9 protein-coding genes are annotated in these 14,714 nt (G+C 65.0%); 7 read left to right on the top strand and 2 right to left on the bottom strand.

The window, feature by feature from the left end; translation table 11 throughout:
* Positions 1 to 57 precede the first annotated feature (57 nt).
* The 5 genes from ACCQ06_RS22250 (at position 58) to ACCQ06_RS22230 (ending at position 7,425) form a co-directional block, all read left to right on the top strand.
* Positions 58 to 1,839: an autotransporter assembly complex protein TamA gene (locus ACCQ06_RS22250; protein WP_316689483.1), complete on the top strand. Its 1,782-nt coding sequence runs from the start codon at positions 58 to 60 to the stop codon at positions 1,837 to 1,839.
* Complete coding sequence (locus ACCQ06_RS22245) at positions 1,836 to 5,690, top strand: translocation/assembly module TamB domain-containing protein (RefSeq protein WP_316689482.1); 3,855 nt, start codon at positions 1,836 to 1,838, stop codon at positions 5,688 to 5,690. Before ACCQ06_RS22250 ends, ACCQ06_RS22245 begins: the two co-directional genes overlap by 4 nt.
* Positions 5,691 to 6,328: 638 nt before the next feature.
* Positions 6,329 to 6,757, top strand: coding sequence for a hypothetical protein (locus ACCQ06_RS22240; protein WP_316689480.1), 429 nt, complete (start codon positions 6,329 to 6,331; stop codon positions 6,755 to 6,757).
* Positions 6,758 to 6,767: 10 nt separating this feature from the next.
* Complete coding sequence (locus ACCQ06_RS22235) at positions 6,768 to 7,217, top strand: type II 3-dehydroquinate dehydratase (protein WP_228323702.1); 450 nt, start codon at positions 6,768 to 6,770, stop codon at positions 7,215 to 7,217.
* Positions 7,198 to 7,425 (top strand): hypothetical protein, encoded by a 228-nt coding sequence (locus ACCQ06_RS22230; RefSeq protein WP_170068566.1) that lies wholly within the window; start codon positions 7,198 to 7,200, stop codon positions 7,423 to 7,425. The genes ACCQ06_RS22235 and ACCQ06_RS22230 overlap by 20 nt, the downstream gene beginning before the upstream one ends.
* 189 nt (positions 7,426 to 7,614) lie before the next feature.
* Here ACCQ06_RS22230 and ACCQ06_RS22225 read toward each other — a convergent pair whose 3' ends face one another.
* The gene (locus tag ACCQ06_RS22225; RefSeq protein ID WP_228323703.1) at positions 7,615 to 9,345 is read right to left on the bottom strand and encodes an outer membrane protein assembly factor BamB family protein; all 1,731 of its coding nucleotides are present in this window, start codon (positions 9,343 to 9,345) and stop codon (positions 7,615 to 7,617) included.
* 590 nt (positions 9,346 to 9,935) lie between these two features.
* Positions 9,936 to 10,520, bottom strand: a complete 585-nt coding sequence (locus ACCQ06_RS22220; RefSeq protein ID WP_316689475.1) for a gluconokinase — start codon at positions 10,518 to 10,520, stop codon at positions 9,936 to 9,938.
* Positions 10,521 to 10,677: 157 nt separating this feature from the next.
* On the opposite strand from ACCQ06_RS22220, the gene ACCQ06_RS22215 reads away from it, so the two are divergent.
* Positions 10,678 to 12,060: an MFS transporter gene (locus ACCQ06_RS22215; RefSeq protein ID WP_228323705.1), complete on the top strand. Its 1,383-nt coding sequence runs from the start codon at positions 10,678 to 10,680 to the stop codon at positions 12,058 to 12,060.
* Between the two features lie 2 nt (positions 12,061 to 12,062).
* Positions 12,063 to 14,462, top strand: a complete 2,400-nt coding sequence (locus ACCQ06_RS22210) for a GH36-type glycosyl hydrolase domain-containing protein (RefSeq protein WP_316689472.1) — start codon at positions 12,063 to 12,065, stop codon at positions 14,460 to 14,462.
* The last annotated feature ends 252 nt before the right edge of the window (positions 14,463 to 14,714 follow it).

Here is a 14,714-nt window from a genome sequence, read left to right as displayed (position 1 = left end):
AGGCGTGTTTGCTTAGATTTTTTGTCCCTTCACGCCAAGGCTGGGTATCCTTTGCCGATGCTTAAAGCCGTCTTTGCTCTTTCCCTGCTGTGCACCCTGTTCGTTCCGCTGCAAGCGGCTGCCCGGGCGACCATCGACAAGATCGAGATCAAAGGGCTGGACGACGGCGACGATGCCGAGATGATCGAGAACATCGAAGTCTCCCTGTCTCTGTATGAGGCCGTCGGCAAAGAGCAGGGCGAGTCGCGATTGGAGTACCTGCTTGCGCAGGCGGAGCGGCAGACGCGCGAGGCACTGGAGCCGTTCGGTTATTACTCGCCGACCATCGAACTGGCCGCGCCGCGCAACGGCGACAAGGTGACGGTGGTGATCACGGTGGACCGTGGCGAGCCGGTCCGGGTACGTACCTCGCATATCTCCATCACCGGTTGGGCCGAGCAGGACCGTTATCTGGGGCAGGACCTCAAACAGTTCGAGCCGCGCGAAGGCCAGGTCTTCAGTCATCCGCAGTACGAAGCCAGCAAGGTGCGCATCACCCGGCGTCTGGCCGAGCGTGGGTACTTCGACGCCGACTTCACCCAGCGGCGGGTCGCGGTGACGCGCGCCGAACACGCCGCCGACATCGACCTGAATTGGGATAGCGGCCGTCGCTACGACATGGGCAAGGTGCGCTTCGACTACGACTACTTTCGCGATGGCCTGTTCGACCCGCTGGTCTATTGGGACGAGGGCAGCTACTACCACGAAGGCAAGCTGGATCGGCTGCGCGAGTCGCTGACCAAGCTGGATTACTTCAGTACCATCGATATCCAGCCCAAGCCCGAAGACGCCGATGCCGATGGCCGCGTGCCGGTGGACGTCAAGCTCACCCGCGCCAAGCGCACCGTCTACACCTCCGGTCTGAGCTACGGCAGCGAGAGCGGCGCCGGTGTGCGCGGCGGCGTGGAGCGGCGTTATGTCAATGCGCGTGGCCACAAGATGGACACGCAGCTGGACTACGCGCAGAACCGCAAGAGCCTGACCACCAGTTACCGGGTGCCGGCGTTCCGTTGGCTCGACGGCTGGTACACCGCCTCGGCGCGCCTGTACGACGAGCAGACCGAATACATCGACCTGCGCAACGTCAAACTCACCGGCAGCCGCAGCGGCCAGATCAACGAGCGCTGGAGCGCGATCGCCTCGATCAACGCCTTGCGCGAGCGCTGGCGGTTCAGCAGCGGCGACGATTTCGAAGGCGCGGTGTACGAAACCTCCACGCTGATCTATCCGCAGCTGCAGGCCAACTACATCAATGTCGACGACCGGCTGTTTCCGCGTAGCGGTGTATCGGGCCAGGCGCTGATCCGTGGTGGCGCCGAAGGTGCGGGTTCGGACACCAACTTCGGCCAGCTCTATGGGCAACTGCGCTGGTTTCTGGGCGCCGGCGACAACGGGCGGGTGATCCTGCGCGGCGAAGGCGGCACCACCTGGACCAGCGATCTGGTGGCGATGCCGCCCAGCCTGCGCTTCTTTGCCGGTGGCGCCAACAGCATCCGCGGCTACGCCTTCCGCGAAGTGGGCCCACGCACGCCCAGGCCGGACGAATTTGCGCTCGGTGCCAAGAACGTGGTCACCGGTAGCGCCGAGTACGAGCATTACCTCAAGGGCGGCCCGTGGGGCGGAGCGGTGTTTGTCGATAGCGGCAGCGCCTTCGACGACCGGCCCGACTGGCATACCGGTATCGGCTTCGGTCTGCGTTGGCGCTCGCCGGTGGGGCCGGTGCGCGTGGATATCGCACACGGCCTGAACGACCCCGACTCGCAGTTTCAGCTCTACATCGATATCGGGGCCAACCTGTGAGCACACCCACGCCACCTGCCGCACCGCGCCGCGCGCGTTTTTATCGCCGACGCCGGTTCTGGGTGGGCTCGGGGCTGACCGTGCTCGGGCTGGTGCTGCTGGCCCTGATCGCGCTCTATTGGTTGCTGCAGACCGTGGCCGGGCGCGACGTGTTGCTGGCCCAGGTGGTTGCGCGCCTGCCGGTGGGTGCCAGCTTCAGCTACGGCAGCGTCGAAGGCCCGGTGGCCGGCCCGCTGACCCTGCGCAATGTCGACTTCAGGTATCAGGACATCCACTTCACCGCCGAGCGCGTGTATCTGGAGCCGGATCTGCGCCCATTGCTCGGCCGCAAGCTGCAGCTGGACGCAGTGCAGGTGAGCAACGCCACGTTGAACCTGGGCAAGAGCGACGAACCGTTCAAGCTCCCCAGCTGGCCCGAATCGCTGCCGCAGATCAACGTGCCGCTGGCGATCCAGGCCGACAAGATTGCAGTGGACAATCTGCGCATCACCCAGTTGCAACAGCCGATGATCGTGCTGCACAAGATGCAGGGCGGGCTGGAAGTGGCGACCGGCGAACTGCGCACGCGCGACCTGGTGATCGACACCGACATGGGCGACTTCCGCCTGCATGGCGATTACATTCCGAACGACGATTACCACGCCGATCTCACCGCCACCGCGGTGCTGCCGGCCGCGCGGGGCCGCACGCCGGCCAGCCTGGGCCTGGTCGCGCGCGGTGACCTGGACAAGATGGAAGTGGCCATCGCCGGCCGCGCACCGGCCCCGCTGCAGGCCAGCCTGGTGTTCACCGGCCGCGACGACCCGACCTGGGCGTTCAAGGCCGTCACCGAGGCACTGGATACCTCGCTGCTGATTCCAGCCGCCGCTGGCGCGACCAGCGCACCGGCCACGCCGATCGCAGTGAACCTGACCGCGTCCGGCAAGGGCGGTAACGCCGATCTGCAGGGCAGCGTCAAACAGGGCGCGCTGAGCGCGACCTTGCAGCCGTCGCACATCAGCCTGCAGGAGCAGGTGTTGACCGTCGAACCGTTGGTGATCGATACCTTCGAAGGGCGCACCCAGCTGCGCGGCACCGCCGACTTCCGCGATACCCAGAATCCGAGCTTCCGCTTTGCGGTCAATGCCAAGGGCCTGCGCTTCACTCCCGCAGCCGACCCGGCCACCCCCGATGCGCCGGTGGTGCCGGTGGAATTGATCGACGCACGCCTGGGCGTGGCCGGCACCCTGAAGGCGTGGGCCGCAATCGGCCGCGCCACCGTGGAGCGCGACGGCCAGCAGGCCGCGCTGGTGTTCGACAGCCGTGGCAACGACCAACGCGTGCAGCTCAAGCAGGTGCAGGCCACCACGCCGGGCGGCTCGCTGGATGTCACTGGCGAAGTGGGCTGGGCACCGGAGCTGCAGTGGGATGTCACCGCGCAGCTGGCCAAGTTCGATCCGGGCTATTTCGCGCCGGGCTGGAACGGCAATCTGTCCGGCAAGATCGCCTCCAAGGGCCGGCAGCTGCCGGCGCCGGCCGGTGGCGTCTCGCCGGGCGTCGAAGCCACGGCCGATGTTCCCAGCCTGACCGGCCAGCTGCGCCAGCGCGCGCTGTCGGCCAACGGCAAGTTTGCCCTGCGTGGCGAACAAGGCGAAGGCGAACTGCAACTGTCGCTGGGCAATAGCCGCGTCACTGCCAAGGGCAAGGTCGGCGACCAGCTCGACATCGCCGCGCAACTGCAGCCGCTGCAACTGGACGACGTGCTGCCTGGCGCCACCGGCACCGTGCGCGGGCAGTTGCAGGTCAGCGGCCGCCGCGATGCGCCGGACATCACCGCCGACATCGCCGGCACTGGCCTGCGCTGGAACACCTACACCGCGCAGAGCATCAGCTTGCGTGGGCGCTTGCCGTGGCGCGGCAGCGATGGGCAGCTGGCGTTGCAGGGCACTGCCATCGAAGCGGGTGTGGTGCTGGACAGCGTGCGGGTGCAGGCACGCGGCGCGGTGGAAGCGCTGCGCCTGGATGCCGATATCGCCAACAGCATGGCCAGCGTCGCGCTGCAGGGCGATGTGCGCCGTAATGGCGACCGCTGGCAGGGCCAGGTCGCCACGTTGCGCATCGCACCGTCCAAGGGCGATGCCTGGGCGCTACGGCAGCCGGCGCAGTTCAGCACCGATGGCGCGGCGTTCACTCTGTCCGACACCTGCCTGGGCGCGGCCACCGGCGGCGCGCTGTGCGCCAGCGCCAATTGGCCGCGCGAGGGCATGGTGGTGCATGGCGACGCCTTGCCGCTGTCGTTGGTGCAACCGTGGTTGCCCAAGCAGGAAGGTCGGCAGATCTATCTGCGCGGAGAGCTCGCACTCGACGGCAGCTTCAAGCCGCGCGGCAATGCATGGGAAGGCAGCTTCCGCATCGCCTCGCCCGAAGGCGGTATCCGCCTGGGCGAAACCCGCTACGCCGCGGTGGCCGGCAACCCCAATCGCGGTGAGTTGCTGCGCTACGACCAGTTCAGCATGCAGGCCGATTTCACCCCGCAGCAGATCCAGGGCAAGCTCGGTGTCGGCTTCCAGGGCGCGGGCTTTGTCGATGCCAAGTTCAACACCGGCTGGGACGCGTACGCGCCGCTCAATGGCGAGCTGTATCTCAACATGTCGCGGCTGTACTGGCTGGAGCTGGTGGTGGCCGATGTGGTGCGGCCCAAGGGCCTGGTCGAAGGCCATGTGAGCCTGCGCGGCACCCGCGACAAGCCACTGCTGGGCGGCGACGCCACCCTGAGCGATTTCACTGCCGAATACCCGTCGATGGGTCTGACCTTGAGCGAGGGCAAGGGCCGCTTCGACGCCTTGCCGGACGGCTCGGCCAAGATCACCGCCTCGGCCAAGTCCGGCGAGGGCACGCTCACCGTTGATGGCGGGCTGTCGTGGTTCGGCACCAGCACCCCGCTGCTGCTCAACATCCGCGGGCAGAACGTGCTGGCCTACAACACCAGCGAGTTGCGCGTCATCGCCAACCCGGACATGCAGTTCGGCATCACCGACAACACCATGCAGCTGCGCGGCAAGGTCACCGTGCCCGAAGCCGATATCGACCTGGAGCGTCTGGATCGCGGCACCTCGGTGTCCGAAGACGTGGTGGTGCTGGACCCGGTCGACCCGCAAGCCGCGCCGTCCTCGCTCTTGGATATGGACCTGGCCATCGTGCTGGGCGACAAGGTCAACATGAGCGGCTTCGGCCTGAAGGGCGGCCTGAGCGGGCAGATGCAGATCCGCGCGCGCCCGGGGCGCGAGATGACCGCCAATGGCGGGCTGGATGTGCGCGGCCGCTACAAGGCCTATGGCCAGGATCTGACCATCAGCCGCGGCCAGCTGACCTGGAACAACAACATCGTTTCCGACCCGCGCGTGAGCCTGCGCGCCGAACGCAAGATCGGCGATGTCACCGCCGGTATCGACGTCAGCGGCCGCGCCGAATCGCCACGTGCCGATGTGTGGTCGGAGCCGGCGATGTCGCAATCCGAAGCGCTGTCGTACCTGGTGCTCGGCCGCGGCCTGTCCACCGCCAGCAGCGACGAAACCCAGCAAGTCAGCGCCGCCTCGGCCGCACTGTCGGCCGGCAGCAGCCTGATCGCTTCGCAGATCGGCGCCAAGCTCGGCCTGGACGAAGCCGGCGTCAGCCAATCCAGCACGCTAGGCTCAGTGGTGGGCTTCGGCAAATACCTCTCGCCCAGGTTGTACGTCGGCTACGGCGTCTCGATGATCGGCGGCGGCTCGGTGCTGACGCTCAAATACCTGCTCAGCCGCGGCTTCGATGTGGAAGCCGAATCCAGCACGGTGGAGACCAAGGGGTCTGTGAATTGGCGGCGGGAGAAGTAGGGGGCGGCAGTTAGCTTGCGGGAAGCTGCTGGCCCATCCGCGAAGTCTGCCGCCTGTAGCTTGCCGATCTTGCTGCGTGGATAAAAGGTTATATCGCTTGCGTCGGCGTGTATCTTCCGAGTGCTAGTGAGAAATAACTCCAGGCGGACTGATTTGCGATTGACCTGTAAGTGATGTTGCAAAAGGATTTTCCAGATAGTCCAGGAGAGCGAGCACAGCATGAGGGCTGCGAGGAGAAGATGGCTTAGGAGGCTTGTCGTTTATCAGGTCGGTTACATCATCATGTTTTGCGCGTTCTTTCTGATACTCCAATGGTCTGAAGTGGATTTGGCATTGACCAAAACAGTGAAGCTGTTTGTCGTCTCGGAATTGTTGTTCATGGTAGCGCTGGCAATCGACTACTCGAAAATGTGTAGGCGGTAAGTGCTCGCCCTGCGGAACCAGGTTCCCACTGCGTAAACGTTTTTCAGCCCCATGTGCGCTGAGCACCGTCATCACTTGCACGTCGTGCGGTTTCGACTGGTGAGGGCAAGCCGTTACGTACTCTTTATGCCCGCGCAGTGGTGCGGGCCTAGCCTGTTTACGCCCGACAAATCTACCTTGGCACTCCCGCACTGTGGTGCGTTGAGCCAAACACGATGTGTATCCTGATTTTGCAAGGTCCCCAGACTGATCCTGTGCAAGCGTTGTCGGTCATGTCGCCCGAGTGTGGTGGTCGTGCGCTGCGAACGGTGGCGTGCGCCGATGTCGATAGCTTGATTGCGAGTTTGCAATTGGCCGGTGGCGATGCAGAGGTGGAACTGGTGCTGCTGGACTCGGGCGATCTGCCGTTGTCCGAGCGCAGCTGTGCCAGGGCCTTGCGTGCGGCGGTGGATGCGCTGCGCACGCCGTACATCGAGCTGCATGCCGATGCGGCCCAAGAGCTGGAGCCGTGGCTGCATCCGCAGCATGCGCCGTTGGCGGTGGTGATTGCGCCGCACGATGCGCCGCGTGCGTATGCGATGTCGTTGGGCATTGCCGCGCGCTGTCTGCCGTCGTTGCACGCGCCGTTGCGCGTGGCTGCCTGAGGACGTCGGCATGTCGATCATGATCGTGCGTGGGCCCGATGCGTTATCGCCGCAGGTACGTGGACCGCAGCCGTTGCCGCGGGCCGTGATCCGGCAGCTGGTGCAATGTGCCGGCGATGCAGGCAAGACGGTGGCGTTGCGCGCCTGCGGGTCGGAGCAGGAGTTGCTGGATGCGTTGCGCGTAGCCGGGCAGGCGCGGATGGAAATTGCGTTGATCGATCCGGGCAGTTGCGTGGACAGCGTGCGCCTGCATCGGGTGCTGGCGGCGTTGCGCTATCCCTATGTGGAAACGCACGACGACAGTACGGACCGGCCGGAGCGCTGCCTGCCGGCAGGTCTGGGCGAGTGCGTGGCGACGGTGCGCGGTTACTGCGCGCAGAGCTATCTGCTGGGGCTGGAAATCGCGTTGGAACATCTGGGCTGCACGGAGATTCAGGGCGATGTCCACGTCGGCACCTGAGCCGCACCAGCTGCATTACTTCGCCGACTACGAAGGCTATTGCGATGGTCGGCCGGTGCTATGGGGGCAGCTCGCTCACAGCGTGGAGGTGCCTGCCGATGGCGTTCTGGATGCCGCCGGACTGGTGTGTGCGTTGCGCCGTCGTGCGGCAGAAGCGCATGGGCTGGAAGCAGGGCAGATCAGGCTCTGCCAGGTCACCCGGCTGTAGCGGCGTGGCGCCGTCTCCATACTCAACCGGCAACCAGTAACAGCAACACCAACAGCCAACACCGCACGCGGCAATCAACGTACTGCGCTGCGCTATCTACCAGCGCCACACACAACGACGCCACCCGAAGGCGGCGTCGTTGTTTTGCTTTCACTGCGCATCACGCAACGCAGAGCATGTGCTAACCGCTTACTTGGCCGCACCGCTCTCCGGCACGAATTTGGTCAGCTGATTGCTGGTCGCGGCGGTGCCGAAGTTGAAGCGGCCGTAGCCGGCGCCCCAGTACAGCGCACCATTGACCACGGCCGGCGAGCTGATGACCGAACCGGTGGCGTCGTAGTTCCACAGCGTGGCGCCGGTGTCGGTGTCGAGGGCGACCATGTTGCCGGCCATCGAGCCGGCGTACAGCAGGTTGGGCGACACCGTCAGCGAGCCTTGGCCACCGGCCGGTACGGTCGGGTTGACGCGGTTGATGCCGGGCACCTTGACCTGCCATTTGATCTTGCCGGTGGCTGCATCCAACGCTGCCCACGAGCCGCCGTTGTGGGTGACGGTGTTGTCCGGCCCCAGGGTGTAGGTGGCGTTGCTACTGTTGTTGATGGCCACATAAATCTGCGACTTGTATGGGTCGAACGCGGTGCCCCACTCGACGCCGCCGGTGGTGCCGCCGGGGCCGACCTGGGTCGACCACAATCTGGCGCCGGTCTTGGCGTCGAACGCCCAGTAAGTGCCGCTCTTGGCCCCGGCACCGACTGCCTGCTGCGCCTTGCCGTCACGCCACACGGTGAACAGCTGCACGCCTGCGCCGCCGAAATCGTAATCGGGGCCGGTCAGGTTAGTTGCTTGCGTATTGGGGCACAGGCCGTTGGTGGGCGCCACGATGCACGACAGGTTCCACGCGTCATAGCCCTGTGCGCGGTCGGCCCACACCAGCTTGCCGGTGTCCAGATTCAACGACACCACCGAGTCGACGTAGTTATCCGGCGCCATGCAGTTCAGTTCGTCCTGCACGGTGAGTTCGCTGCCACGGAAGGAACGCGCATTGGACACGCAGTTACCGACGCTCTGCGGAATGTTGTAGTTGTTGCCGGTGCCGAAATACAGGCGGCGGCTGATCGGGTCGATCGCCACCTGGCCCCATACCGAGGCGCCGGTGTAGCCCTCGGGCACGTTGTAGAACTGCCACAGCAGCTTGCCGGTGTTCAGATCCAGCGCCACGACGCTGCCGCGGAAACTGAAGGTGTGATTGGGCGCCAGATTGCCCCAGTCGCCCGAGGAGATGCCGACGTAGACGCGGTTGCCGTAGATCACCGGCGAGGAGGTGATGCGCGCCTGCGGGTTGGCTTCGGCGGTGGTCTTCCACAGCAGCTTGCCGGTCTTCTTGTCGATCGCCATCACGGTGCCTGCAGCCTGGTCGCCGACGATGATGCTCTTGGCGCTGATGGCCGGAGTGTTGCGCGTTACCGAGGCGGCATTGCCGGTGTAGTCGGACAATTTGGCCTGCCAGTTCGGCTTGCCGGTCTGGGTGTCGACGCTATACAGCGTGCCGCCCCAGTCGGGCACATACAGGGTGCCGCCTTCCACGCTCGGCGTGGCCGAGATGTCGCCGGTGGTGGTCAGGGTCCAGGCCGGCTTGAGGCCTTTGACGGTGGTGCGATTGATCTTCCACTCACCCGGCGCGAAGCGCGCGTTGAGGTAACCGCCGCCGGCGGTGGGCCAACTGCTGGGGCTCGCGAATGGGAGGTTGCTGCCGAATGCGCTCCACACCCGACCGGAGCGCGCGAACGCCTGGGCATCCAGGGATGAAACCGACTGTTGTGCGGTAGCGGGGCCGGGCTGGGCGAAAGCCACTGCGCTGGCAAGCAGGCAGGGAATGAGCGTCAAACTGCGTAACCGCAAGCGGCGATTGGAGTTGGTCATCACGGCATGTCCATTGATGGAAGGAAGCGCTGGATCCCCCCGGATCTGCGTGGTGAAGATGGCCGATTGCCGTGTCCGCGCAACACCCGCGCGCCGCTGTATTCATGCAACGGTCGGGTCCGTTCGTCACTGGTAGTACCAGCTCGAAAAATTTGCGTTCAGTACGTGCGTTAATCGCACAAATAGTGCTGAATCATCACTATTTCGCACGAGTGCAATAGAAAAAATGATTCAGCGCGACAGTGTTAAATTCGTCCTTAATTCATGGGTTTGCAAAAAGTAACCAGGAAATTTTGCGCCACCTTGTGCGGCGGATTGCAGTCTTATGAAGTACTGCCAGCGCCACTCAGCGTGGCGCGTCACCGACTCTCGATGGGCACGCAAACCAATCAGTGAGACCACCACAAAGCCCCTCTCCCCGCGGGAGAGGGAGTGGGCTGAGGGTACGGGGCCAGACCCCGATGTATCCAAGCCGCGCGCGGCTTTGCGCGCACCGGTATCCGGCGCTTCGCGCCACCTTCTCCCGATGGGGGAAGGAACAATCGAGCGCACGCTCAGCGGTGGGCTGGGCCAGTGGTGAGTCCTGCGCGTTATGGACGTTGAGGTAAGTGCGCAGCTGCATGCACTGCAGCGGGAGCGTTGAGCGCCAGCTGCGCAATCGCATCGCGCACCACCTCCGGCACGGTCGCGTCCACATCGACCGACACCACGTCTGCCTCGTCCAACGGCAGCTCCAGCGTCTGCAGCTGGCTGTCGAGCAGGCTGGGCGGCATGAAGTGGCCGGCGCGTGCGCTCAGGCGTGCGGCAATCACATGCGGCGCCGCATGCAGGAACACAAAGCGCATCGGTACGCCGCTGCCGCGCAGCATTTGGCGGTGCGTGCCGCGCAATCCGGAAAATGCCAGCACCACCGATTCGCCAGCCTGCACGCGCTCGCGCAAGGTGGCGGCCAGCAATTCCACCCAGGGCAGACGCATGGCGTCGGTCAGCGGTTGGCCGGCTGCCATCTGCGCACGCGCGGCCACGCTGTGATAGTCGTCGGCATCCAGAAAACGGAAGCGGTAATGCGCGGCGAGCGCCTGCGCGATGGTGGTCTTGCCGCTGCCCGAGACGCCCATTACAACGATGGCCATGGGCGAAGCGGACGCGGGCGTGGCAGCTGCGGCGGTGTCCATCACGTCAGGTTATATCTCCGGATCGATTCGGCATTTGAGCCGATTTCACGTTGGCGGCAGCCGATGCGTGGTGTAGCGTCGGCGCTCCTTGCCAGGTGAGCGGGCACCCAGCGTAACGGCGTGCCCGGCCGGGTACAACGCATCCGAAGGTCTGTCGATGACGTCAACACCCGCACCGTCTCCTGCATCGGCGCGCCTGCGCTGGCGCGAAAAGCTGGGCTACGGCGCCGGCGATCTGGGCCTGAATCTGTATTGGGCCAACATCTCGGCGTTTCTGCTGATCTTCTACACCGACACCATGCATCTGCCGGCCGCAGCGGTGGGCACGATGATCCTGTTGACCAAGATCGCCGATGCGATTGCCGACCCGGCAATGGGCGCCATCGCCGACCGCACCCGCAGCCGCTGGGGCAAGTTCCGCCCGTATCTGTTGTGGGGCGCAATACCAATGGCGCTGACCGGCGTGCTTGCCTACACCACGCCGGACCTGGATCAACACGGGCGCATGGTGTGGGCCACGGTGACCTTCCTGGTGATGATGCTGGCCTACACCGTGGTGAGCATTCCGTACTCGGCCTTGTCGGGCGTGATCACCGCCGACAGCCAGCAGCGGACCGGGCTGATCAGCCTGCGTTTCATCGGTGCGTTTGCAGGCACCACGTTGGTCAATTACTTCACGATGGATCTGGTGCGCTGGTTCGGCGGCGGCAACGATGCGCTGGGCTGGCAGCGCACGATGATGCTGTACGGCGCAGTGGCGCTGGTGTTGTTTGTCACCGTGGCATTGACCACGCGCGAGCGCGTGCAACCGCCCCCGCAACAACGCACACCGATCCGGCGCGACATCGCCGATCTGCTGCAGAACAAACCGTGGTGCGTGTTGTTCGTGCTGTCGTTGATCATCATGATCACGATCACCATGCGCGGTGGTGCAGGCGTGTACTACCTCAAGTACTACGTGCAACGCCCGGATCTGGTCGGCTTATTCCTGGGCAGCTATTCGGTGGCCTTGGGCGTAGGTGCAGCCATCACCCCATTGCTGACGCGGCATTGGGACAAGCGCCAGCTGATGTGCGGGCTGATGGTGATCGTCGGTGTGTTGAGTTGTGCGATGTTCTTCGTGCCTGCCGATGCGGTATGGGCGATCTTCGCGTTGAACATGTTGATCGGCCTGGCGCTGGGGCCGAAGTCGCCGCTGGCGTTTTCGATGTATGCCGACAGCGCCGACTACACCGAATGGCGCACCGGTCGGCGCGCGACCGCGATGACGTTTGCGGCGGCGACGTTTTCGCAAAAGCTTGGCGGCGCGCTGGCCTCGGCCGGCATCGCGTGGGTGCTGGCCGGGATGGGCTATGTGGCCAACAGTGCGCAGTCCACCGGGTCGTTGACCGGCATCGTGCTGCTGCTGACGGTGATCCCTGGGGCGGTCGCGCTGCTGGCTGCCTGGACCATGCGTTTCTATCCGCTGGACGACGGCTTGCTGAGCCGGATCCAGCACGAACTGGCCGCGCGCAAGCGCGACGAACCGGAGCACCCCTGACCGTGTCTGCAACGCCCACCGCTGCGTCCGACCCACTGTCCACCTTGATGGCGCCCAGCGCCGATGGCACGCGCTACGCGCTCTACAGCCCGACCGCCATGCCCAATGCCGGCGGCTTTTTGTGGAACCGCCGCATGATGTTGCAGCTCACCTGCCGTGGCTATGCCACCGGCCAATTCATGCAGCCGGAGCCATCCAAGTACGCGCACGCACCGATGCTGGAAGCGCGCAATTTCATGATGCCCGAGCAGCCGTATTACGCGCATCACCCCGGGCGTTTTTTCTATCTCAAGGACGAAGACAGCGGCGCGCTGTATTCGGTGCCGCACGAGCCGGTGCGCGCGCAGCCGCAGGCCTTCGAATTCTCTGCCGGCAAGCACGATGTGCGTTGGCGCGTGCAGCATGACGACATCGTGGTGGAGCTGTGCGTGGCTTTGCCCACCGACGATGCGGTGGAGCTGTGGGAATGCCGCGTGCATAACGCCTCCGGGCGCGCGCGGAGGTTGAGCCTGTACGTGTATTTTCCGGTCGGCTACATGTCGTGGATGCATCAATCCGGCGGCTATGAGCCCGCGCTGGGCGGCATCGTCTGCCGCAGCGTGGCGCCGTATCAGAAGGTGGACGATTATTTTCGTCAGCGCGATTTCAAGGACTGCACCTTCCTGCTGCATGAGCAAGCGCCGGTCGCGTGGGAGGCGCAGCAACTGGCGTTCGAAGGCGAGGGCGGGTTGCATGCGCCTTCTGCCATCCAGGCCGAGCAGCTGGGAGACAGCGAGGCGCATTACGAAACGCCGGCCGCCGCACTGCAATATCGCCTGCAGCTGGAGCCCGATGCGGCCAGCGTGTATCGCTTTGCATTCGGGCCGGCCAAGGACGATGCAGAAATCGCCGCGCTGCGCGCGCGCTATCTGTCGCAGGAAGGCTTTGCCGAGGCGGCACGCGCCTATGCGCAGTATCTGCAGGCCGGCCACGGTTGCATGCAGATCGCCACACCCGATGCGGCGCTGGATAACCTGGTCAATCATTGGTTGCCGCGGCAGGTGTTCTATCACGGCGATGTCAACCGCCTGACCACCGATCCGCAGACGCGCAACTATCTGCAGGACCACATGGGCATGTCCTATCTGCAGCCGGCGACCGCGCGTGCGGCGCTGCTGCATGCCTTGTCGCAGCAGGAGCCCAGCGGCGCGATGCCGGACGGCATTCTGCTGGTGGAAGGCGCCGAGCTGAAATACATCAACCAGGTGCCGCATACCGACCATTGCGTGTGGTTGCCGATCTTTTTGAGCGCGTATCTGGCCGAAACCGGCGATGCCAGCGTGCTGGAGGCGGTGGTGCGCACGCACGATGGCCGGGCGCTGAGCGTGGCCGAGCGATTGGATGCGGCGATGCAGTGGTTACTGGATGCGCGCGATGCGCGCGGCCTGAGTTTCATCGCCCAGGGCGATTGGAACGACCCCATGAACATGGTCGGCTGGCGCGGCAAGGGCGTGTCCGGCTGGCTCACCGTGGCGACCGCGTATGCGCTGCGGCTGTGGTCGGACATCTGCGCCGCGCATGGACGCACCGCGCAGGCGGAAGCATTCGGCCAGGCAGTGGGCACGGTGAATGCCGACGCAAACCGTGAGTTGTGGGACGGCAACTGGTATGCGCGCGGCATCACCGACGACGGTGTGCGCTTCGGCATTGCCGACGATGTGGAAGGGCGCATCTATCTCAACCCGCAGAGTTTTGCGCTGTTGGCCGGCACCGCCGATGCGCAGCAACGCAGGGCGCTGTTGGAGGCGGTGCGCGAGCAACTGCACACGCCGTATGGCCCGGTGATGCTGGCACCGGCCTATACCCACATGCGCGACGACGTGGGTCGCCTCACCCAGAAATGGCCGGGTGCGGCGGAAAACGGTGCGGTCTACAACCACGCGGTGGCGTTCTATCTGCACAGCCTGTACCAGATTGGCGAGGCCGACCGTGCCTGGCAAATCCTGCGCGCGATGCTGCCGGGCCCGACCCGCGAAGACGTGCTGCAGCGCGGTCATCTGCCGGTGTCGCTGCCCAACTACTACCGTGGCGCGTGGCATCAGTACCCGCGCACCGCGGGGCGATCGAGCCAGCTGTTCAACACCGGCACGGTGGCGTGGGTGTATCGCTGCGTGCTGGAGGGCTTGTTCGGCCTGGTCGGCGAGGACGACGCGTTGGCGATTCGCCCGCAGCTGCCTTCGCACTGGCCGCATGCGCAGGTGACGCGGCAATTTCGGGGCGCGCAGTTCGAGGTCGTGTTGACGCGCGAGGCGGGTCGTCGCGACAGCGAGGTGCTGGTGGATGGCGAGGTCTGCCCGGATCAACGGGTTTACAACATCGTGGCCGGTCGCACGTATCAGGTGCGCGTGCGTCTGCCGGGCTGAGGGGTGTCTGTGGCTTGCTTAGCCAGCGGCCCTCACCCGCCCTTCGGGCACCCTCTCCCCCAGGGGGGAGAGGGGAGGTTGCCGGCAGTTTCTAGATTGGAGTTGCTAGAGCCAAAGCTAACGCCAAAGCCAAAGCTAACGCTCAAAGCCAGATCCAGGATCTAGAAGCCTTAAGCCTTAAGCCTTAAGCCGTAAGCCGTAAGCCGTAAGCCGTAAGCCAACCGCCAACAGTCAATCGCCAACAGCCAACAG

It is taken from the genome of Xanthomonas sp. NCPPB 4467 (assembly GCF_041475665.2).
In the GTDB taxonomy this organism is placed as follows: Bacteria; Pseudomonadota; Gammaproteobacteria; order Xanthomonadales; family Xanthomonadaceae; genus Xanthomonas; species Xanthomonas dyei.
This window is presented reverse-complemented; position numbering and strand designations above follow the sequence as displayed.